22 protein-coding genes and 1 pseudogene are annotated in these 21,921 nt (G+C 61.1%); 20 read left to right on the top strand and 3 right to left on the bottom strand.

The window, feature by feature from the left end; all coding sequences use genetic code 11:
- The first annotated feature begins 305 nt into the window (after positions 1–305).
- The 14 genes from OIS50_RS20455 to OIS50_RS20390 all read left to right on the top strand — a co-directional run bounded on the left by OIS50_RS20455 (position 306) and on the right by OIS50_RS20390 (position 12,888).
- Positions 306–788: a hypothetical protein gene (locus OIS50_RS20455; protein WP_183405435.1), complete on the top strand. Its 483-nt coding sequence runs from the start codon at positions 306–308 to the stop codon at positions 786–788.
- 325 nt (positions 789–1,113) lie between these two features.
- The gene (locus OIS50_RS20450) at positions 1,114–2,061 is read left to right on the top strand and encodes a heavy metal-binding domain-containing protein (RefSeq protein ID WP_264694858.1); all 948 of its coding nucleotides are present in this window, start codon (positions 1,114–1,116) and stop codon (positions 2,059–2,061) included.
- Positions 2,062–2,103: 42 nt separating this feature from the next.
- A complete protein-coding gene (locus OIS50_RS20445) occupies positions 2,104–2,826 on the top strand; it encodes a DUF305 domain-containing protein (RefSeq protein ID WP_264694856.1) in 723 nt (240 codons plus the stop codon).
- 47 nt (positions 2,827–2,873) lie between these two features.
- Positions 2,874–3,425 carry a heavy metal-binding domain-containing protein gene (locus tag OIS50_RS20440; RefSeq protein ID WP_264694854.1) on the top strand — a complete coding sequence of 184 codons (552 nt, stop codon included), beginning with the start codon at positions 2,874–2,876 and terminating at the stop codon, positions 3,423–3,425.
- Between the two features lie 96 nt (positions 3,426–3,521).
- Positions 3,522–4,769 (top strand): TolC family protein, encoded by a 1,248-nt coding sequence (locus tag OIS50_RS20435; RefSeq protein WP_264694852.1) that lies wholly within the window; start codon positions 3,522–3,524, stop codon positions 4,767–4,769.
- Position 4,770: 1 nt separating this feature from the next.
- A complete protein-coding gene (locus OIS50_RS20430) occupies positions 4,771–5,394 on the top strand; it encodes a hypothetical protein (protein ID WP_264694850.1) in 624 nt (207 codons plus the stop codon).
- Positions 5,395–5,407: 13 nt separating this feature from the next.
- Positions 5,408–6,553 (top strand): efflux RND transporter periplasmic adaptor subunit, encoded by a 1,146-nt coding sequence (locus tag OIS50_RS20425; protein ID WP_264694848.1) that lies wholly within the window; start codon positions 5,408–5,410, stop codon positions 6,551–6,553.
- 8 nt (positions 6,554–6,561) lie between these two features.
- A complete protein-coding gene (locus OIS50_RS20420) occupies positions 6,562–7,074 on the top strand; it encodes a YybH family protein (protein WP_264694847.1) in 513 nt (170 codons plus the stop codon).
- Between the two features lie 87 nt (positions 7,075–7,161).
- Positions 7,162–10,383, top strand: a complete 3,222-nt coding sequence (locus OIS50_RS20415) for an efflux RND transporter permease subunit (protein ID WP_264694845.1) — start codon at positions 7,162–7,164, stop codon at positions 10,381–10,383.
- Between the two features lie 3 nt (positions 10,384–10,386).
- Entirely contained in the window at positions 10,387–10,698 is a 312-nt protein-coding gene (locus OIS50_RS20410) for a DUF6122 family protein (protein WP_264694843.1), read from the top strand.
- Between the two features lie 11 nt (positions 10,699–10,709).
- Positions 10,710–11,342 (top strand): helix-turn-helix domain-containing protein, encoded by a 633-nt coding sequence (locus OIS50_RS20405; RefSeq protein WP_264694841.1) that lies wholly within the window; start codon positions 10,710–10,712, stop codon positions 11,340–11,342.
- A 76-nt stretch (positions 11,343–11,418) separates the two neighbouring features.
- Positions 11,419–11,754 carry a four-helix bundle copper-binding protein gene (locus OIS50_RS20400; protein ID WP_183405424.1) on the top strand — a complete coding sequence of 112 codons (336 nt, stop codon included), beginning with the start codon at positions 11,419–11,421 and terminating at the stop codon, positions 11,752–11,754.
- Between the two features lie 146 nt (positions 11,755–11,900).
- A complete protein-coding gene (locus OIS50_RS20395; RefSeq protein WP_183405423.1) occupies positions 11,901–12,539 on the top strand; it encodes a hypothetical protein in 639 nt (212 codons plus the stop codon).
- 139 nt (positions 12,540–12,678) lie between these two features.
- Entirely contained in the window at positions 12,679–12,888 is a 210-nt protein-coding gene (locus tag OIS50_RS20390) for a heavy-metal-associated domain-containing protein (protein WP_183405422.1), read from the top strand.
- A gap of 231 nt (positions 12,889–13,119) precedes the next feature.
- Here the strand turns inward: OIS50_RS20390 and OIS50_RS20385 are convergent, their stop codons facing one another.
- Together OIS50_RS20385 and OIS50_RS20380 are read right to left on the bottom strand one after the other, a co-directional pair.
- Positions 13,120–13,650 (bottom strand): hypothetical protein, encoded by a 531-nt coding sequence (locus OIS50_RS20385; protein WP_264694838.1) that lies wholly within the window; start codon positions 13,648–13,650, stop codon positions 13,120–13,122.
- Between the two features lie 246 nt (positions 13,651–13,896).
- A complete protein-coding gene (locus OIS50_RS20380; protein ID WP_264694836.1) occupies positions 13,897–14,169 on the bottom strand; it encodes a T9SS type A sorting domain-containing protein in 273 nt (90 codons plus the stop codon).
- 38 nt (positions 14,170–14,207) lie between these two features.
- On the opposite strand from OIS50_RS20380, the pseudogene OIS50_RS20375 reads away from it, so the two are divergent.
- Positions 14,208–14,876 (top strand): annotated as a pseudogene (locus OIS50_RS20375) (Tn3 family transposase); the annotation flags it as partial.
- A gap of 76 nt (positions 14,877–14,952) precedes the next feature.
- On the opposite strand, the gene OIS50_RS20370 reads toward OIS50_RS20375, so the two are convergent.
- Entirely contained in the window at positions 14,953–15,879 is a 927-nt protein-coding gene (locus OIS50_RS20370; RefSeq protein ID WP_264694834.1) for a toxin-antitoxin system YwqK family antitoxin, read from the bottom strand.
- 165 nt (positions 15,880–16,044) lie between these two features.
- On the opposite strand from OIS50_RS20370, the gene OIS50_RS20365 reads away from it, so the two are divergent.
- From OIS50_RS20365 to OIS50_RS20345, 5 genes are all read left to right on the top strand, one after another.
- Entirely contained in the window at positions 16,045–17,058 is a 1,014-nt protein-coding gene (locus tag OIS50_RS20365) for a tyrosine-type recombinase/integrase (protein ID WP_264694832.1), read from the top strand.
- Between the two features lie 67 nt (positions 17,059–17,125).
- Complete coding sequence (locus tag OIS50_RS20360) at positions 17,126–17,875, top strand: hypothetical protein (protein ID WP_264694830.1); 750 nt, start codon at positions 17,126–17,128, stop codon at positions 17,873–17,875.
- 73 nt (positions 17,876–17,948) lie between these two features.
- Positions 17,949–19,046 (top strand): competence protein CoiA family protein, encoded by a 1,098-nt coding sequence (locus OIS50_RS20355; RefSeq protein ID WP_264694827.1) that lies wholly within the window; start codon positions 17,949–17,951, stop codon positions 19,044–19,046.
- Between the two features lie 158 nt (positions 19,047–19,204).
- Positions 19,205–20,926, top strand: coding sequence for a UvrD-helicase domain-containing protein (locus OIS50_RS20350; RefSeq protein ID WP_264694825.1), 1,722 nt, complete (start codon positions 19,205–19,207; stop codon positions 20,924–20,926).
- 97 nt (positions 20,927–21,023) lie between these two features.
- Positions 21,024–21,779: a UPF0489 family protein gene (locus OIS50_RS20345; protein WP_264694823.1), complete on the top strand. Its 756-nt coding sequence runs from the start codon at positions 21,024–21,026 to the stop codon at positions 21,777–21,779.
- Positions 21,780–21,921: the final 142 nt, after the last annotated feature.

Genomic DNA, 21,921 nt, shown 5'->3' with positions numbered 1-21,921 from the left:
CTTGCATAATTTGACGCCCTGACCGGGTGGTAATTGCGTGGGGAAGTAAGGTTGTTAAAAGCCAAACAACAGGCAGCGTTTACATAATCGCGGCGCAGGCTTGCATAATTTTGCACTTAGTTGTGGTACCCGCAGGAAACGAAAAGCTGCAAAAACGGGCCGCAAAGCTTATTCAGCCCAAATTGCGACGCCCCGCTCCAGGCCTGATGCAGACCCGCGGCAACTCTTCGCCCGCAATTACAGTAAAGGAGCAGTCCTGCACTTTTTGCGCAGAATAGTAGTTTTGCAGTTGCTTAGCACCTGTCATGTTTCGTAGCCTGTTCCCCTTCCGCCGTTTGCTGGCGACGAGCTTTCTGCTCGTCTTCGTCAACGTGTTCGTGGGCCAGTGCTATTGCGCTACCCTCACTTCAACGGGGACGGCCCCGGTAGCCAAGCCTCAAGTCGTGGAGAAACCCACGCATCCGGGTTGTCACGGCCACGGCCAGGCGACGGCCCAAACGAAGCCCGTGAAAGCCCAGCCGGAACACGGCCGGCACGACTCCAAACCCGCGGGCAAAGAGGATTGCTGCAAAGACAACTCGGCTGCCATTCTCAAGTCCTTGACGACGCCCGGGGAAAAGCAGTTGCTGGTAACTTCCCCCGCGTTGCTGCCGGCCAGCAACGACTTCTTTTTCCGGCCGGCTGCGGGCCAATGGGACCGCACGAACGCGGTGGTACTGGTGCTTCGTGAGCACCTGCCGCCCAAAATACCCGACATCCGCATTTTCATTCAGTCCCTGACGGTCTGATTGGTTGATTAGCCGAAGGCCCGCCCCGGCATAGCGCTGCTATGCTCGGGGCGGGCCTTTGCTGTGGCGTGTTCGCCCGGCGCCCTGGCGCCCCCATCCCATCTCTTCCTGGATTACCCGCCCCAACAATGAAGCGTTGTTGCCAGGAGGCGGGCGGACCCGCCCCCCGGGGCCCGGTTCGCCGCCGGCTTTCCTACCTGCTCTATGCCGCGGTAATCGCCGTGCTGGGCTTCGTGCTCTGGCAGCAGTGGCAGACTTAATTCCCCGGCAAAGTTCTCGGGCCGCAACAGGCAGCGGCCTCATGTCTAACCCCCACACCTCTGTTATGTACCGCTTACCGCTTTCCCTGCTGGCCCTGGCCGGCACCCTGGCTGTTGCCGGCTGCTCGTCCAACCCCGAGTCCAGCAACGCCACCGACACCGTCACCACGCCCACCAACGGCCCGGCCGAAGGCACCGCCGAGCACAGCGGCGGCCACACCTACGCCTGCCCCATGCACCCCGAAGTGACCAGCACCAAAGAAGGGGAGAAGTGCCCCAAATGCGGCATGAACCTGGAGCACAACGACAAGGTGGCCAATGGCAAGACCTACGACATGAAGCTCGTGCCCACGCCCACGGAAGTGACGGCCGGGCAGCCCACCACGCTGGCTTTTACCCCCGTGGAAATGGGCAATGCCTCGGCTCCCGTGCCGCTGGACGTGGTGCACGAAAAGAAGATTCACCTCATCATCGTCAGCAAAGACCTGGGCCAGTTCTACCACGAACACCCCGAGTACACCGCGGCCGGCGACTACAAGGTGCAGTACACCTTCCCCAAAGGCGGCGACTACGTGCTGTTTCAGGACTACACGCCCACCGGCTCGGGGCACCAGCTGGGCCGCCAGCCCCTCACGGTGAAGGGCCCGGCCTACGCGCCGGTGAGGTTTAAGAACGACGACATGCAGTGGGCCGGCGACGGCTACCAAGCCACGCTCTCCTTTGACAAGGAGTTGAAAGTAGGCCAGCTGCTGGGCATGAAAATCAACATCACCAAGGGCGGCCAGCCCGTGACAGACCTGGAAAACTACCTGGGCGCCCTGGGCCACGTGGTGGTCATCAGCGAAGACACCGAGCAGTACCTGCACGTGCACCCCAACGACCAGGCCGACAAAGGCCCGGCCATCGGCTTCAACACCAACTTCGAAAAGCCCGGCCTATACCGCGTCTTCCTGCAGTTCAACCACGCGGGGAAGATTCACACCGGTGACTTCACCATCAACGTGAAGGCGTAGCTCCGGCACCGTTTTGTACACCCACTAATCCCAACCAAACCCATGAAAACCTCCGCTTTTATCCTCGCCGCCCTTTGCACTGGCTCGCTGCTCGTCGCCGGCTGCAACACCGACCAATCCGCTGACTCAACGGCTACCACTACTACTGCACCGGAAAGCGCGGCCTCCGGCGACATGGCCGGCGAGGACCACGCGGCCATGGGCCACGCCCCGGCCGAGGCAGCCGGCAGCTCGCCGCAGCTGGCCGCCATGAATGCGATGATGCAGAAGATGCACGCCATGCCGATGAAGGGCAACACCGACCACGACTTTGCCCACCACATGCTCGAGCACCACAAAGGCGCGGTGGTGATGGCCGACCTGCAGCTGCGCGACGGCAAAGACGCAACGATGCGCCAGCTGGCGGAGAAAATCAAAGCCGACCAGCAGCGGGAAATCGCCGCGCTGGAAGCCGCGGCCACCCGCCTCGACAACGCCCCGACCAACTACCAGCCAAACGACCCCAACGACCCCTTCTCCAGCAAAATGAAGGCCTCGATGGACGGCATGATGAAAAACATGCCCCGGCCGGTGGCCGACCCCGACATGAACTTCAACATGCTCATGACGGTGCACCACCAGAGCGCGGTGGACATGGCCAAGGCCGAGCTGGCCCACGGCAAGGACACCAAGCTCAAGGAAATGGCGCAGCAAATGATTGACGCCCAGGAAAAGGAAATCCAGCAGCTCAAAGACTGGCACAACCAGAACGCCGACAAAATGTGACCTCCGGGCCCGGCCCGCTTTTCTCTCCACGATTGACTTTTCTTCCCATGAAAATCCTGCAAGTTCTCGCCGCTGCTTTGTTGTTGGCCGCGCCGCTCACCGTTGCCGCCCAGCACAGCCACAAGCCCGGCACCGCCGCCCACGGCCACAAGGCCGCCGGCGAAACCCACGCCCACAAATCCCCCCACGGCGGCACCGTGCGCACGGCCGGCAAGTACCACATCGAGCTGGTGCAGCAGGCGGGCCAGGTGCACGTGTACCTGCTCGACGCCAAGGAAAACGCCCTGCCCCTGGAGCGCACCACCGGCACGGCCATGCTGCTGAGCACAACGGGCCAAACCGCCAGCGTGAAGCTCACCCCGGCCGGGGACCACTTGGTGGCCGCCGTACCCGCCGGCACCACCCTGCGCACGGCCATTGTCAGCCTGAAGGCCAACGGCAGCTCGCTCAGCGCCCGCTTTGAAAAGCTGGACGCGGCAGCGAAAGCCGGCAAAGCCCTATCGGCCGCGTACGCCTGCCCCATGAACTGCGAAGGCTCGGCCAGCACCCAGCCCGGCAGCTGCCCCAAGTGCGGCATGGCCCTGGTGAAAAAGTCGTAGGCGGAGTCCGGAAGCCGGACGCCCGGCTTCCCTCCGTCCCGGACCGCTCGCTGCTACCGCAGCGGGCGGCCCCCAGGCTGGTTTTAACCCGAACGTATGAAGTCATTAACAAGTAAAGTCGGATGGCGGTGGCTGCTGGCCACGGGGCTAGGCGTGCTCGGGTCCGGGCTGGCCGAGCTGCAGGCCCAAACAATTATCAGCCTCGATAGCGCTGAGGCCCAGACGCTGCGCCGCCACCCGCGGCTGCGCCAGTCCGAGCGGGAAATCGAGGAGCAGCGGGCGCTCAAGCGCGGCTCGTTCGCGCCGGCCAACCCCGACTTTCTGTTGGCGGCCCCCACGGGTGAGATGTGGGCCCCGGGCGTGGTGCAAACCATCGACCTGCCCAACGTGTACCGCCGGCAGCGCCAAGTGGCGGAAGCCGGCATTACCCTGGCCGAACGCAACCGCGAGGTGAGCCGGGCCAGCGTGCTGCGCGACACCCGCCTGGCCTACCTCACCTTGCAGTTTGCCGAGGCCCAGGTGCGGCAGCTCACCTACCAAGACAGCTTGTTCCAGGCGCTGCGCCTGGCCACCGAGCGCCTCTTTACCGCCGGCGAAGTGACCTCCCTGCAGCGCATCAGCACCGACGCCGAAGCCCGGCAGGTGACCGTTCTGCTGCAGCAGGCCCAAGCTGACCGCCAAGCCGCCCAGCGCCGCCTGGGCTTGCTGCTGGGCCGGCCCTCCGAGCCGCTGACCACCAGCACCGACCTGAGCCGGACCGGCGCGGAACTGGCCCAAACGGGCACGGCCCTGCTCAGCGGCCTGCCCGCCGAAGACAGCACCGCCCTGGTGCGCAGCCCCACCCTGGCAGCGGCTACCCAGAACGTGGCCCTGAGCCAGTCGGGCATCAGCCTGGTGCGGGCCCGCCGCACGCCGGCCCTGACGGTGGGCTACCAGAACCAAGCCTTTGAGAACTCCCAGCTCAAGTACCGCTTTCAATTTGGCGTGTCGGTGCCCATCTGGTTCTGGACCTACCGCTCGCAGCTGCAGGCGGCCACGGCCCGTTCTCAGGCCGCCAGCTACCAGCTGCAAACCCAACGCCTGGAACTCAGCACCCAGTACCAGCAAGCCCTGGCCGACACGCGCAAGTTCGCCGCTTCGCTGGGCTACTACGAGCAAACGGGCCTGCCGCAGTCGCGGGCCATCATCAGCCAGTCGCAACGCCTGTTTCGGGCCGGGGAAGCCAGCTACCTGCAGCTTATCCTGAGCTTAAACCAGGCCTTTGCCATCCAGAATACTTACCTGACTACCATCCGCGACTACCGTCAGGCCCTCATCGAACTTACCTACCTGCGGGGGGAATAACATGAAACAGCTACTCATTCTGCTCCTGGGCCTGCTCCTGACCGGAGCCGCCTACGCCCACGGCGGCGAGGACCACGGCGACGGGGCCAAGGCCGCCGCGCCGGCCGGCGCGACTTCGTTTTCCGTGGCGGCCCTGTCCGAACAGTTCGAAGTGCTTTTGCGCTACGAGCCCCTGGAAGGCGGCCAGCCCGCCGACCTGCGCCTGTTCCTTTCCGACTACGCCACCAACGTCCCCATCAAAGGCGCCAAGCTGACCCTGACCAACCCGGAAGACGCCCAGCTGAAGTGGGCGGTGACGGAACAGGAGCCCGGCGTGTACCTGGTCGAGGGGGAGTTTCCGGCCAACAAAGCCTACAGTTTCGCCCTGAACGTGGTAGCCGGCGAGCGGGCCGACCTGATGCTGCTCGACGGCATCAAAGTCGGCGAAAAGCTGCCCGCAACCACGTCTCCCGCCGCGGCCGCACCCGGCCTCTTTTCCTCCTGGAAAACCATCCTGGCCCTGGTGGGCGCCTTTGTGCTCGGCATCGGGCTGACGGCCCTGCTGCTGCGGCGCCGGCAACAGCCTCCGGTGCCACCGGCGCCGGAACCCGCCCTTTCGGCCCGCCGGCATTCCCCCCTTGCTTAAGCCCCTTACCAAGATGAAAACCAAGCATAAGCTACTTGCCGCCACGGCGGCCGCCAGCCTCGTGCTCACGGTGCTGCTGCCCCCGCCGGCGTCCGTACGAGCCCACGACGGCGAAGACCACGGCGGCGCAGCCAAGGCCAGCACCGGCGTGGCACTGACCGACGAGGTGCTGCTGCCCAAGGAAAGTCAGTTCCTGTTTCAGGTGCGCACCAACCTGGCCGCTTTCTCCACCACCTACAGCCGGGCCACGCTCTACGGCACGGTGTCGGCCGCGGCCGGGGGCGAAGGCCGGATTGTGGTGCCCCAAACCGGGCGCATCGTCAGCCTGGCCGCGCAGGTGGGCCAGGCGGTCCGGGCCGGCCAGACGCTGGCCGTCATCGAGCAAACCCTGGACGCGACCCAGCAGATAGCCCTCAGCACGGAGCGGGCCAACGCCCAGGCCGAGCTGCGCGCCGCCCAGCAGGACTACGCCCGCTTGCAGAGCATCGCCGACATTGCCGCTCGCAAAGATGTGGTGGCCGCCGAGCTGCGCCTGCGCCAGGCCCGGCAGAACGCGGCCATCCTGAACGGGCAGGCCCGGCAGCGCCGCACCACCATCACCTCGCCCGTGAGCGGCACGGTGGACGTGTTCAACCTGGCCGTGGGCCAGCAGGTCAACCAGGGCGACGAGCTGTTCCGGGTCATCAACCCGGGCAAGCTGCGCGTGGAGGCCCAGGTGTTTGCCCAGGACCTGGACAAGGTGACGCCCGGGGCGGTGTTTCGGGTGGAGGGCCTGCAAGGACAGGCCGGCGTGCCGGCCCGGCTGGTGGTGTTTAGCAACGTGGTGAACCCCGTGAACCAGGCCCGCCAGCTGGTGCTGGAGCTGGATGCGGCCGAGGGCAGCGCCTACCGCGCCGGCCAGGCCGTGAACGTGCAGGTCGTGGGCCAGACCGGCGGCGGCAAGCCGCAGCTGGTGGTGCCCACTTCGGCCATCACCGACCTGAACGGCAAACCCGTGGTGTTCGTGCACACCGAACCCGAGCGGTTCAAGATTCGCTACGTGCAGCCCGGCGCCGTCAACGGCCAGCAAACCGTGCTGGCGCAGGGCGAGGTGAACGAAAACGACCGGGTGGTTACGTCCGGCACCTACCAGCTCAAGTCCATCTACCTCAACCAATAACCCGCCTCATGAGAACCTGTATTGCTTTCGCGGCCCTGTCCGCGCTGGCGCTGTCGGTCCCCACCGCCCACGCCCAAACGGCTGGCAGCGCCCCGAGCGGGGACGCGGCGGCCGCCAAAGCCGTGCTGCGCCAGTACCAGCAGGCGGTGGAAAAGTTGGACACGACCGGCACCCACCGCCTGTTCACGGCCGATTCGCAAGTGTTTGAGTCGGGCGGGGTGGAAGGCACATTCAAGCATTACGCCGCCCACCACCTGGGCCCGGAACTGCGCGAGTTCAGCGCCTTCACCTTCAGCGACTACCAGGCTACCGTGACGGTGGACGGCTCCTACGCCTTCGCGACGGAAACCTACACCTATACCATCACCCTGAAGAAGGCTCCTCAGGACAAGGAAGCCAAGGCGCCCATCGTGCGCCGGGGCGTGGCCACGTCGGTGCTGCGCAAGAACGCTGCGGGCCAGTGGCAAATCATGAGCACCCACTCCTCGGCCCGTACGCCCAGGCCCAAAAAACAAAGCTAGCGTGCCTAAACAGCGGCCCACTTCCGGCCGCGCACTGGCCCGGCCTTAAGCCCACTACCTGGGGGCTTCACCTTACTGCTTACCCCGATGCTTGATAAAATCATTCGCTTTGCCCTGCAGAACCGCCTGCTCATGCTGGCCTTCGCCGTGGGGCTGCTCATTGCGGGCACTTACACGGCGGGCCAGCTGCCCGTGGACGTGCTGCCCGACCTCGACCGGCCCCGCGTGACCGTGTTTCTGGAAGCGCCGGGCATGGCGCCGGAAGAGGTGGAAGCCCTGGTCACGCTGCCCGTGGAAACGGCCCTGAACGGGGCCACCGGCGTGTCGGCGGTGCGCTCCAACTCGGCCATCGGGCTGGGCATGGTGTTCGTAGAATTCGACTACGGTACCGACATCTTCACCGCCCGCCAGATTGTCTCCGAAAAGCTGCAAACCACGGGTGAGCAGCTACCCGAGGGTATCACCCCAGTCCTGGGACCCATTTCCTCGGTCATGGGCCAAATTATGTTGGTGGGGCTGTCGGGCGGAAAAGAAACGAACGCCGCCGACCTGCGCACGCTGGCCAACTACACCGTACGTCAGCGCCTGCTCAGCATTCCGGGCGTGGCCCAGGTGATTCCCATCGGGGGCGACAACCTGCAGTACCAGGTGCTGCTCGACATGCCGCGGCTCAACGCCACCGGGCTGACCGTGAACCAGGTGGAGGACGCGCTGCGCCGCTCCAACCTGAACACCACCGGCAATTTTTTTGACCGCAACGGCTCGGAGGTGCTGATCCGTAACCTGGGCCGGCTGCGCTCGGTGCAGGACATCGAAAACATCATCGTAGGCTACCGCGAGCAGTCGCCCATCCGCGTGGCCGACATTGCCAAGGTAGAGTTCGGCTCCCGCTTCAAGCGCGGCGACGGCAGCGTGAACGGCCAGCCCGCCGTCATTCTGAGCATTGAGAAGCAACCTGGTGCCGCCACGGTGGGCTTGACCGAGGCGGTGGAAAAGGCGCTGGTCGAGCTCAAGCCGTCGCTGCCCAAGGACGTGCAGGTAAACACCCGGCTGTTCAAGCAGTCGGAGTTTATCGAGGCCAGCATCACCAACGTGGAAGAGGCCTTGCGCGACGGCGCCATTCTGGTGGTCATCGTGCTCTTCGCCTTCCTGCTGAACGTGCGCACCACGTTCATCTCGCTGGTCGCGATTCCGTTGTCCTTGCTCGTGACGGCCTTGGTGTTTCGCTTCGCCGGCATCAGCATCAACACCATGACGCTGGGTGGCCTGGCCATTGCCATCGGCGAGCTGGTCGACGACGCCATCGTGGACGTGGAAAACGTGTACCGGCGCCTGCGCGAAAACCGGCACCTGCCCAATCCGCAGCCCGTGCTCAAGGTAATTTACGCGGCTTCGTCGGAGGTGCGCAACTCCATCGTGTACGCCACCATCATCGTGGTGCTGGTGTTCCTGCCGCTGTTTGCGCTGGAAGGCATGGAAGGCCGCATTTTCGCCCCGCTCGGCATTGCCTACATCACCAGCATCGTGGCCTCCCTCTTTGTGTCGCTGACGGTGACGCCGGTGCTTTGCTACTACCTGCTGCCCAAGATGAAGCAGATGGACCACGCCGAGACGGACGGCGGCCTGGTGCGCTGGCTCAAGCGCAAAGACACCCGGCTGCTGAACTGGGGGCTGACGCACCCCAAACTGGTGCTGACCACCACGGCCCTGCTGTTTGCCATGGCCGCTGCGATGGTGCCCTTTTTCGGTACGGAGTTCCTGCCACCCTTCAACGAAGGCTCCCTCACGGTAAACTTTTCGGCGCCGGCCGGCACGTCGCTGGCCGAGTCCAACCGCCTGGGCACGCTGGGCGAGCAGCAGATGCTCAAGATCCCGGAGGTGGCCTACACCGCCCGGCGCACCGGCCGCGCCGAGTTGGACGAGCACGCCGAGTCGGTGAACAACTCCGAAATCGAGGTGGCCTTTAAAACGGAGGAGGAGTTGGAGAAGGAAGGCCGCGAGATGCGCAGCCGCGACGAGATATTGGCCGACATGCGCCAGAAGCTCAGCTTGATTACGGGCGTGAACGTGAACATCGGCCAGCCCATTTCGCACCGCCTCGACCACCTGCTCTCGGGCGTGCGGGCGCAGGTGGCCATCAAGGTGTTCGGCAACGATTTGCTGGAGTTGCGCCGCTACGCCAACGAAATCCGCGCCGTGGCCGGCACCGTGCCCGGGGTGGTGGACCTGCAAGTGGAAAAGCAGGTGCAGATTCCGCAGCTGCTCATCCGCCCCCGCGACCAAGCCCTGCGCGCGTACGGCATGGAGCGCGGCGAAGTCGTGCGGGACCTGGAGACCTTGTTTCAAGGCGCCGTCGTCTCGCAAATGCTGGACGGCCAGAAGCGCTTTGACCTGGTGGTAAAGCTGCCCGAGGCGCAACGCAACGACATTGCCGCCATCAGCAACACCCGCATCGAAACGCCCAGCGGGGCCATGATTCCGGTGAGCCAGGTGGCAGAGGTCGTCTTCGAGCCGGGCCCGAACACGGTGAATCACGAAAACACCCAGCGGCGCATCACCATCTCGCTGAACGTAGCCGAGCGCGACCTGGGCTCTACCGTGAAGGAAATCCAAGCCAAGGTAACCCAACAGGTTAAGCTGCCACCGGGCTACTACCTGACCTACGGCGGGCAGTTCGAAAGCCAACAGTCGGCCTCGCAGAAAATTCTGTGGCTGAGTTTGTTTTCGCTGGCCGGCATCTTTTTGGTCTTGTTCTCGCACTTCAAGTCGAGCTACATGGTGCTGCAGATTATGCTCAACATCCCGTTGGCGCTGATCGGCTCGGTGGTGGCGGTGCTGCTCACGGGCGGTACGTTCAGCATTGCCTCGCTGGTGGGCTTTATCACCCTTACGGGCATTGCCTCGCGCAACGGCATCATGATGATTTCGCACTACATCCACCTGGTAGAGCACGAGGGCGAAAGATTCGGCAAGGACATGATTATCCGCGGCTCGCTGGAGCGCCTAGTACCGGTGCTCATGACGGCCCTGGTGGCCGCCCTGGCCTTGGTGCCGCTCACGCTGGCCAAAGACGCACCGGGCAAGGAGATTCTGTACCCGGTGGCCACGGTTATTCTCGGCGGCCTGCTCTCTTCCACGTTCCTTGACATCATCGTGACACCGGTCGTATTCTGGTTGGTGGGGGAAAAAGCCCTGGCGCAATACTTTGCCGCACACCAGGAAACGGGCCTCGACGACCACCCGCAGGAACTGGACGCGCCCCCGCTCACGCCGCCTTCGGACCTGAACCCGGTGCTGCCCACGCGCTAAGTCATGGTGCACGCCTTTCTGCACATCGTGGTGCCGGGCCTCGTGGCTTTGGCCTTCTACCGCCCCCGCTGGCGGCGGGTCTGGTTGGTGCTGGCCGCGGCGCTGCTGCTCGACCTGGACCACTTGTGGGCCACCCCGTTCTACGACCCCGACCGCTGCAGCATCAACTTCCACACTTTTCACACCTACTGGGCCATTGGCTTCTACGTGGTGTTGCTGTTCCCCCCTCGGACGCGGGTGTGGGCCGTAGGCTTTCTGTTGCACATGGTGCTGGACTACACCGAGTGCTGGCAGCGCGGCATTTACCTGCCCTAATCCTGTCGTCCATGCCGCGCCACACCGTTCCGACCCCGCCCACCACCGTGCTCTACATCAAGCACATGGTCTGCGCGCGCGGCATACGGGTGGTGCGCCGCGAGCTGGAGCAGCTGGGCCTGCAGGTGGTAGACGTCCGGCTGGGGGCGGCCACAGTCGTGGGCGCATCCTCTGACCTGAACTGGGCCGCTATCCGGCAAGCCCTCGGCGCCGCGCAGTTTGCGCTGCTGGAATCGTTTCACCAGACCTTGCTGGAGCGGGTGGACGCCGCCGTGCATAAGCTGCTGCGGCAGGCCGAGCCCTGCCCGCGGCACCGGGCGTTCGGGGCGGCCGTGGCCGCCGAGCTGGCCCTGCCGTATTCCCAGCTCAACGCAGCGTACACCCGCTTGTCGGGGGGCCGCACCGTGGCCGCCTTTATTGTCCACCAGCGCCTACTCTACGCCCAGGAGTTGCTGGCCACCTCGCCCCTGGGCGTGAGCGCCGTGGCGCGGCGGCTGGGCTACAGCAGCTTGGCGCATTTTTCCGGGCAGTTCCGCCGCCTGACGCGGTGCTCGCCCTCGGCGTACCGCAAGCGCGGCGCCCAAGTTCAGTTCCCGGCGCCGCGGCCGCCCCAAATAATGCAAGCGGAAGGCTCGCAGGTGTAAAACCGCGGGTCAAGGATGGGGTATAACTGGTTTAGCAGGCCTCTTGGCCACCAGTATTCACCCCAAACCTTTACCCATGCATACCCAGAACCAAGCCCTACTCGACGCCCTTAACGCCTGCATCGCCGCCTGCGAGCATTGTGCCACGGCCTGCCTGCAGGAAGAAAACGTAAAAATGATGGCCCGCTGCATCAGCCTGGACCGGGACTGCGCCGACGTCTGCGCCCTGACTGCGCGCTTGACGGCCCGCGGTTCCGAGCACGCCCAGCACCTGCTGCGGGAGTGTGCCGAAGTCTGCAAAGCCTGCGGGGACGAGTGCGAGCAGCACGGCGCCCACATGGAGCACTGCCGGGAATGCGCCGAGGCCTGCCGCCGCTGCGAGCAGGCTTGCCGCCAAGGCTTGGCCGCGTAGCCGGTCTTGCCACCTTTGTCGCTAAGCCAGCCGGTAGCTTTACCAGCTGGCTTTTGCGCTGTTTAACCCTTACCTATATTGTTAAGCTGCGCCACGTCGCGTCGGCCCGTTGCTTTGCGGCTTGATTCCACCGTTAGTCCGTTTAAATGGCCTTTTCCCCGCCGCTTCGCAAGTTTGTGCTCACGGCCCACATCACGTTTTCGGTGGGATGGCTGGGTGCGGTGGCCGCCTTTCTGGCATTGGCCATCGCGGGACTCACCAGCCAAGACCCGTTGCTGGTGCGGGCATCCTACCTGAGCATGGGCCTGAGCGGCTGGTTTGTCATCGTACCGGCCAGCATGGGCGCGCTGGCTACCGGCGTTGTGCAGGCACTGGGCACACCCTGGGGGCTGTTCAAGCACTATTGGGTGCTGGTCAAGCTCGTACTCACGGCGGGGGCCACGCTGCTGTTGCTGCTGCACATGCAGCCCGTTACCTACCTGGCCGACGTGGCGGCCCGAACCGACTTGTCCGCCACGGACCTGCGGAGCCTGCGCCTGCAGCTGCTCGCCGATGCCGCCGCCGCGCTTGCGGTACTGCTCTCGGCCACGCTTATTTCCGTTTATAAGCCCTGGGGGCGCATTGAGCAGTGGCGAAAGCATCGGCAGCAGCGGGTGGCCCCAGGGCTACCCGCCGAAGCGGGTCCTACACCCTGGGGCCGGAACCTGCTGCTGGCCCTGCTGGTGCTGGGCCTGCTGCTGGTCATCGGCAAGCACCTGCTCAGCGGCGGCATGGGCCATCACTAGGTCGGGCTGCGGGTACCCGGCGGCTGCAAATCATGCAAGTCCCAAGCCTAATTCTGTACCACTGCCCGTGCACCACCCGCTAGTTTTGGGTGTTCTTAGTCCGAACCCGCCCCCCTTGGGCACCACGCATTCACCTCCCATGAAAACGCTTCAATTCAAAACCAACATCAACTGCGGCGGCTGCATCAAAGCCGTGACGCCCACCCTCAACCAGGAAGCCGGCGCCGGCAACTGGCAGGTTGACACCGCCAACCCGGATAAAATCCTGACCGTGACCTCCGACAAGCTCACGGCCGAGCAAGTGGTACACGCCGTGCAAGAAGCCGGTTTCGAGATTCAGCCCGCGTGAGTGTCCTCCTGCTTTCAGGTTGAACGCCCGGCCCCGCCGGGCGTTTTGTTTTCCATTGCCCTGCCGACGCGCACCCAGCATTGGAAATTAAGTAAGCCTTTCGCTTAATGGCAGCAAACAGTTTATGAGCCCGCGAGCATAACGTCAAGCGCGCCTAGTTGCATGCTTACTCCGCTGCCTAGGCAACGCAGGGGGCGCTTCTATTAGGAAAACCGTCAGCACGCCGGCTACCTAGCTGGCTGGTTTGGGAGTGTTGGTGCCGCCGGCCTTTGCCTCCCGTTTGCGACGGCGCTCGGCTCGGTCCCGCTCGCGCAGCTCCCAACGCCGCGCCTCGTCCTTTTCCTCATCCTCGTAGCGCGCGTATTCGCCCGCGTAGTAGGCCCTTCGGCTGGCAATGTACTGCTGCGCCGACACGGATTCCTGCCCGAAGCGCTCCACCACCGGCTCGCCCGTACCAATGCTCAGCTTCAGCTTGCCCTGGGTATCCCGGCTATGCTGCCAGATTAGCAGGTGCAGCTGTGGCGTTTGGTTGGCCTGCACATAGGGCTGAATGGCTTTCTCCATGAACTTGGCGCTAAAGCCGTTGAAATGGGTATCCAGCACAAAGCGCAGCATCTCCCGGTCGTGCTTCCAGTCGCTGAACGCCACGCTGAGGTAAAGCATGTTGTCCCGAAAATCCTGCTCACCGTGTCGGTTGTGAAAGCTGAGCGGGGGCTCGGCCCCGAAATGCTTATAGCCCGTGCAGGTATAGGGGTAGCGCAAGAGTAAGAACAGAAATTCCCGTTAGGGCTGCGGCGGAATCGGGGTTGCCCTTGAGTAGGAACGGAAAGCAACGCCAAGGTTCCTTAGTAAGCAGTCAATACGATTCCTTCTTCGACGGTTTCCTTCTTTGCTCGCTCATTTTACCTGTTCTCCTGCTCCGGTGCTGCAACACAACGGCCCGTGCACTGGCCCAGCTGGGCCAGTGCACGGGCCGTTGTGTTGCAGCACCGTGAAGGGGGTATTCAATCAGTGGGCAATCTGTACCCGCACAAAGTCGGTTTGCCCGGTGGCAGAGCGCACGCGCATCTGGTAAACTCCGGCCGGGACACGCCGGGTGTCTACCCACGTGCGGCCCGGGGTGGTATGGCCGCTGAGCCGGGCCACCCCGTAGAGGTCGAACAAGGTGTAGTCCAAGCGGCCGAGCGCAGCCGGGCCGGTGTCGGGCGCGGCGTTAACGTCGGTCAGGTCAAAGCCAGCGTCGGCCGGGTTGGGCGCCACCTGCACCGCGAGCGGGCGCACGCGCACGGAGTTGGCGCAGCCTTCCGGGCCGTTGTACACGCCTGGCCGACCTGCCGGACCAGCGCTTCTGGCGCCTGGAAAAAGAGGCGGATTACGGGCCGCTAAACGCGCTGAGCCGCCACGTGGTCAATGCCCGGCTCATCGCCGAGCACTGGGACGACATGCTGCGGCTGGCCGGCTCGCTCAAACTCGGCAAGGTCAAGGCCACGGCCGTGATGCGCACCCTGCAACGGGCCGGTACCCTCTCCGGGCTGGGGCGGGCCGTGGCCGAAGTCGGGCGGGTCGAGAAAACGCTCTACCTGTTGGCGTACGTGCAGGACGAAGCCTACCGCCGGCGCATCCTGGTCCAGCTCAACCGGGGCGAGGGGCGACACGCCGTGGCCCGGGCCGTGTTCCACGGCAAGAAAGGCGAGCTGCGCCAGCGCTACCGCGAGGGCATGGAAGACCAACTCGGGGCCTTGGGCCTGGTCGTCAACGCCTTGGTGCTGTGGAATACCCGCTATCTACAGCAAGCGCTGGAACACCACCAAGCCGTAGCGGAACCGCCGGAGCCCGGCGAGGTGGCCCGCCTCTCGCCCTTGCTGCACGAGCACATCAACATGCTGGGCCGCTACGACTTCACCCTGCCCGAAGGCATCGCCGCCGGCGAGTTGCGCCCGCTGCGCGACCCGACCAGTTGGGAAGAACAGCTCGCCCAACTGCCCTAACGGGAATTTCTGTTCTTACTCTTGCGCTACCCCGTATAGATTGACATCATCGCCGTACGTCGTTATTCAAGTAGCCTCACTTACAATCCTGCACCAGGGCACTCACGCTCAGTGTAGCCGTGGCGTCGGTGGTGTAATTATCGTTATTCACGCACACGTACAGCCGCCGGGTACCCGCCGGCACCGCCATGGGCCGGGTTTCCTGGGGCGTGTTTTCCGCCGCCCGAAAGCACAGCTTGTCCCGGCTGATGGTGCCTTTGGTAGCCAGAAACTGCTGGGCAGCATTTTCGTCGGGGGTGATGTACCAATGGCATTTGGTGCTGACTGTGGGCGGAGCGTTGTTGCCCTGCTTGGTGAGGGCCGTGGCGGCGGTGCTCAGCAGCGCCGGGGCGGCCGCGCCGCCACTGCCGGCCACGGCGGCCACCGCCAGCGCCGTTGACCAGGAAATGGGCGGTTGACCTTCGTCGCGCACGTCGAGCTTGTAGACAATACCCACCGTGCCCGCGGGCAGGTCCACGGTGAACACCTTCCGGCTGGAGTGCATGCAGTTGCTGCAGTGAATGGTGGCGTTGCTCAGCGGCAGCGCGTCCTGCATGACGGAAGCGCACTTGATTTCGCGCCCGTCGTCGTGCCAGCTCCGAAAGTCGGCTTGCTGCGCGCCGTTCACGTAGGTGCCGCGAAAGCTGACCTGGCCGTTCTCGTGCCAGCCGCAGCACAGGCCCGTGGGCTTATCCGGATTCTCCGACGCCAGTTTGCCCTCCCACTGCTTTTTCCACGACGGAAAGTAGTAGTCGCGCACGGTGCCGATGGTTTTGCCGGCCGCGTCGTGGCGGGCAATGCGGGCGTAGGCCACTTCCTCCAGTGTTTCGGTACGCTCCCAGTCGCGGTCGAAGTAAACGGTATCGGCCGGGGGCAACGTAGCAGCGGCTGGCTTGGGCCGCTGGGCCAGCGCTGTGGTACATATAATAAGGAGTAGAAAAAGCAGCGAGTAGTTTTTGGCCATAGAATAAAGCAGCTGAGATGAACGGGAAGGCGGTAGGTAAATGTAATGCGAAGTTTGGCGAAGCTAAACCGGACTCCGGTCATGTGTTGCTTGTTCTTTTCCAAACTTTAGGTATCATAACTGTTAATTATGATGCCTAAAGTATTTGCGGTTACCTTTGCCCACATGAGCACCGAACTCGCCCGAATTCCCGACCAGCCGCAGGCACTGGGGTCGCAACTCGCCACCGCAGCCGACAACGTGGCCCGCTACCTGAAGCTCGGCCTGGAAGGCGCTGACAACACGGTGCTCGCGTACTCGGCCGACCTGAAAAGCTTCGGGGAATATTGCGCGCTCCACGGGCTGTGCCCGCTGCCAGCCGACGTGGCCACCGTGGCCCGGTACGCGGCCGACCTGGCCGACATCCCGCGCAAGCTCTCGACCATCAAACGTCACTTGGCGGCCATCCACAAGCACCATCAGCTGCGCGGCTACCCGTCGCCGGTGCACTCGGACGAGCTGGCCCTGGTACTCGAAGGCATCACCCGCGCACTGGGCAAGCGCCAGAAGCAGGCACCGGCCTTTACCGTCGACGAGCTCAAGGAGTGCATCCGACGCCTGGACGTGACGACCACGGCCGGGCTGCGTGACCGGGCCCTGCTACTGCTGGGCTTCGCCGGCGCCTTCCGCCGCTCCGAGCTCGTAGCCCTGAACGTGGAGCACCTAGAGTTTACCGAGCGGGCGCTAATCGTGCACCTGCCCAAAAGCAAAACCAACCAGGCCGGTGACGCTGAGGACAAGGCGGTGTTCTACGCCTCCACCGCGAGTTTCTGCCCGGTGCGCAGCACCCGGGCCTGGGTGCATCAGCTGGGCCGTAGCACGGGGCCATTGTTCGTATCGCTTAAGCGCGGCAAGGAAAAGGGCAATGCGCAGCCTACGCAGAAGCGGCTATCAGCCCTTAGGGTAAACGGATTAGTGCAGTTGCACCTGAACCACGACGAGGAAGGACACAAGATTGCTGAGAAGAATTACTCGGCTCATTCCCTACGTGTCTCCTTCATTACGGTGTCCGTGCTGCGTGGCCAGTCTAACCGGTTCATTAAGAATCAAACGAAGCAGAAGACGGATGCGATGATTGACCGCTACTCGCGCCTAGACGATGTAGTTAGCTTCAATGCAGCCCAAAACCTGGGCTTGTAGATTCAGGCTTACTTAATCTGAAGTAGCTTCACCTTAAAAGCTGTTCTCAATTATTTCACACTTTTCAATGAAAGAAACAGACAAAGAAGCGGCACTTAAAATAGTAGCATTAGGATTGGGGAAAATCGTGCACAACTACACAGAGAATGCACTTCTTATCAACTCCTGTTTTATAGCTGCTGATAGATACAGAACACTGACCAAAACCAATGGACTTTCCACAACAGCCAGCATCCCACCCGACCTGCGGCTGGACCACGAAGTTGATGTTCAATACACCAACACCCAATTGGTGAAAGCCTATAGCATCGATGTACAAAACATTGTTTTCCAGAACTACATTATTGCTTCAGTATCTATCGTGGATGCGACGCTAGAGGACCTTTATGAACATCTAATCAAAGTTTACAACCCATCGATTACTGAGGTGGAGCTTGAAAAACAAATCAGAAATGCTTGGACAAACGACAGTTTATTGAAATTCTTTACTGACGCTGATAAAGTTGGCTTAAGGAAACCTAGTGACAAAGAAACTAGCTTTAGTGAAGCGTTCTTGAGGTATCAAGAGTTGCGTATTATCAGGCATACCCTGTTACACACCAACGGAAAATTATCCGATAAAAACCTTAAAAAACTAGAAGACAGTTTACTCAACACCCCTGCTGAGAGAAAGCATTTTGCCTTAATTAACTCGCCTTTATTAAATAAAGACAGAAACGTGACGCTTTCCATAAATACGATACTATCAATCAGGCAATACTTAGATAGATTCTTAATGTTTATTTTCCAATCTATAAAGGAGAAGCAACCTGTTTAGCGAATGGCTATTACGAAAACAATTAGCATCAATGCCAGAAGAGACTTATACTATGCAACTAGCTGTCTAGAAAGTGTCAACTTCTCTTAAGCTTCCTTATGGCCTTCGTAATGGTCAGCTCTGGCACATCAGCCAGGTAGCAACCGGGCTAGCCTGTGAGTGTACTTGTCCTGGCTGCGGCGCGCTGCTTGTGGCCCGTAACTCGGTTGGCAATGTAAAAGTGGCGCATTTTGCGCATTATCAGGCCCTGGAATGCACCACGGGCCTGCAAACAGCTATTCATTTAGCTGCCAAAGACATTATCGCGCAACACAAGCAATTGCGCCTACCGGGAATGGCGGGGTATTTATCCTTCACCCCGGCCTTTTGGGAGAGCTTTTCATTTGATGCACGGCCCTATGCTGATGAGCTATATGATACCCTGGGTTTTATGGGTACTGAGTTTACGCCCAGTAGCTACGAGACCGATAGCTACTATAGCTTTCCAGCTCGACTCGTCACATTGGACGAAGTAATCTTGGAAAAACGCACCGGAACTATCATTCCAGATATCATGGTGCGTATCGGTACCAAATGGGTGCTAGTGGAAGTAGCCGTTACGCACTTTGTAGACGCAGAAAAACGGGCAAAAATCCGGACGATGGGCCTACCGGCTATCGAAATAGATTTGAGTAAGGTTCGGCGTGACATCGGCCTGAGTGACTTGGAAGAACTGATAATTCGCGGTGAGCAGCAAAAGCAATGGCTCAACAACCCGGAATTGCGGCGGGTGGTGAGCCAGCGGCGGCACCGCTATTTTGAGAAATGCCGGACCGAGATAGAGCGCCTGCATGCCGAACAGCTGCGTGAAGAAGCCCGCCAAGCGGCTCGCGAGCAGTGGCGTGCAGACCAGGCCACTAAGTCACCGGCCGAGCGTGCCTTGGCTCAGCAGCGCCGGCAAGAATTCTACAGTAAGAACTACCGCTCTATCATGGAGCGCATTGGGGGCGGCCTGGAAATAGTACATCAAATTGACGACTGCCCCAAAGCGGCTCACCAGCTTTTGGATAAACCTTACGCCGACGTGGAGCGAAATTGCTTCAACTGCCAGGCATTCCGGGGCTATGACCCCGACCGCACCGCTATCGTGTGTCTATATGAATATCAACAGCGAAAGGAACCAAACCACTAACTATAAAATGGCCCTCTTTTGGCTATAGGATGCTTTCACGACATCATTCTATTCTATTTGATGCAGTACTTCTACAAAGATTTTACGTGCAGACAGCACGCCAGTCGGTACGTGCAGCGGCTCGGTTTTACAGTATTCACCGCGACCCACTTAGCCAGATGAGCACTCCGCGACAATCAACCCTGCCCCTCACTCCCGAGCAGGAGGCTATCGTAGCTTCAAAGGGGGACATTAAAATCAATGCAGTAGCTGGCTCAGGCAAAACCACTACGGTGGTGGAGTACGCCCGCACGCGGCCACCAGCAGCTCGTATCCTTTACCTCGCATTCAATAGTGCTGTGCGCTGGGAAGCTGTTCGCAAGTTTCAGGCGCAGGGCTTAGGGCATGTCCAAGTAGAAACAGCCCACTCGCTTGCCCGCCGACACATTGTCGTCAACAGTCCCTATGCCGTCCGTAAGAATGGTTCTTTCAAGCCCTACGAGTTGGTAGGCTTACTAGGGCTGCCCCGCCCCACTGGACCGTCAGCACTTGGAGAGTATGTGCTGGCAACGCACATCATCAAATTCCTGGCCTATTTCTGCAACAGCGACAAAAAGCGGGTAACAGACCTTAACTATCTAGACATCGTGGTGGAGCCGCCGGCAAAGGAGTTCGTCACCCAGCACTACCAACTGATTGAGGATGGCTGCCGGCAACTGTTGCGCCGAATGGATAGCGGTAAGATTGAAATCACGCACGACTTCTACCTCAAGAAATTTCAACTCGCCTCCCGGCAGCTGCACCACGACTACATCCTGTTCGATGAGGGCCAAGACGCGTCGGGCGCTATGCTGGACTGGTTTTTCAAGCAGGAGGCCACCAAAGTCATTGTGGGGGACGCTCACCAGCAGATTTATGGGTGGCGGCATGCCATCAATTCATTGAACAAGGCCGATTTCACACCTTACCACCTGAGCACCAGCTTCCGGTTTGGCGCGTCGCTGGCCGACCTGGCAACGCAGGTACTGGCTTGGAAGGGGCAATTGGGAACGGATGCCCCTTTGCCTATATCCGGTCATGGACAGGGGATAGCTACAACGACGCGGGCCGTTATCGGCCGCACCAATGTTGGCCTGCTGCTCAAAGCGTTCGAGTACACCGCCCAGCCTGGCGACCAAGCCCAGAAGCTTTACTTTGAAGGCAACATAAAGTCCTATACCTACGCCGACACGGGGGCCAGCCTATACGATGTCCTGCACCTGGCTAATGGCCGCCACGCCTCCATAAAGGACCCGCTGTTGCGCAAGATGGCGGACTTGGATGGCCTGCGCGACTACGCCAAGCAAACGGAGGATGCGCAGTTATTGCTACTCGTGAAAATTGTGGAGGACTACGGCAACGATGTAGTGGACCTTATCGACAAGCTCAAACAGCGCCACGTGAAAGATGAAAACCGCGCAGAAGCGCAGCTGTATTTTTCAACGGTACACCGCTGTAAGGGGCTGGAGTATGACGCGGTGCAGTTGACCAGCGATTTTATCACGCAGGCTACTATTGACCAGCTAGCACGGGACCACGCCCGAAAGCCAACTGAGCCGGGGGTATTATCTCGTATTCTGGAAGAGATAAACCTGCTGTACGTTGCCCTCACGCGGGCCAAAAACCTACTTTATGTACCTGCCGAGTGCTTACCAACAGGCTTTACTGCTGGACCCGGAATCATAGCCACGCATGAAGGAGGCGGCACGGCGTTAATTCAGCCACCGCCCCCACCGCCCGCCACGATAATAGCAAGCCCACCGGCCCCCGCAGCACGCCACCCTAAACCCTCTCCTCAGCGCACTGACTTGACTTCGTTGCAGCAGAAACTGGACGCAATTTCGCAGCGCGGGCCCGGCTAAATACGAAACCTTCTTTCTGACTCTTACACTACTCTTCTTAGGCCTTTACATGGAGCTAACGTTTCGCAAATCGTCTTATGTAACAGCCCCTGGAAGCATGAGCGACATCGTGTCGCACCCCGCTGGTGGTGAAAAGTCGGTTGAGGTGGCTGTTTTCCAATCGCACCGCTATGCCTTCTTCTTTTGGGCACAGTGGACCCGGAATCACCAGCTGTGTCCGCCGTGCCTAGTCAGCATTGATTGGCATCAGGACTTGTGCTATCCTGGGCCGCACGAGAAAGAGTGGCTAGATAAGCTGAATACCCATGATGACAAGGAAGTAGCGGCCTTTAGCTGGGCCTCGTTGTCTTCCAACAACGACGACCATGTTTTGGCCGCGGCCTACCTCAACCTGATTGGAGACGTCTATGTGCTATGCCGGCAGGGTCGGGATTGGCACGACGAAAAGCTTCGGGACAAGTTTGGAAACGAGCATACCATCAAGAAGTTCAAAACCCCAGAGTCGTTACAAAAGGCGCTAGCTTCCTCCACGGAGAAGGCCGTGTATTTGGATGTTGACCTTGATTTTTTTGCTATCAAGGATGCCTACAAGCGCAAAATGAAGGCATCGGACTACATGTCCAAGCTAGACATCGAAGCCCTTTTCGATGCAAAGCAGCCGTTAATGAGTTGGGTTTATCAGCGCCTCGCCGGCTTTACCATAGCCACAGAACCCGAGTACTGCGGCGGGCTTAAGAAGTCGAATGAGCTTCTAGACACGTTGACTTCAGTTCTATTCAAGCCGGGCCTGTTCGAAAAAAACAGCAACTGGAGACACCTTCGAGTTAAAAAGCAAAGCGAGGGAGCTGCATAGCTTTCCAGTTTCTGAGGGTATCACTGTTTCTGATAAGTAAGAAGAGTCCGCTTCTGAGGACCAACTAAAAATTTTAGAGTTCAGATGCAATCTAACTATCAGCCCTAAACGCACTCAATAGCTGAATATCGAAAAATCAGGG

The organism is Hymenobacter sp. YIM 151858-1 (assembly GCF_025979705.1).
GTDB lineage: Bacteria > Bacteroidota > Bacteroidia > Cytophagales > Hymenobacteraceae > Solirubrum.
The sequence above is the reverse complement of the archived record's forward strand: the minus strand, read 5'-3'. Positions and strand labels throughout refer to the sequence as shown.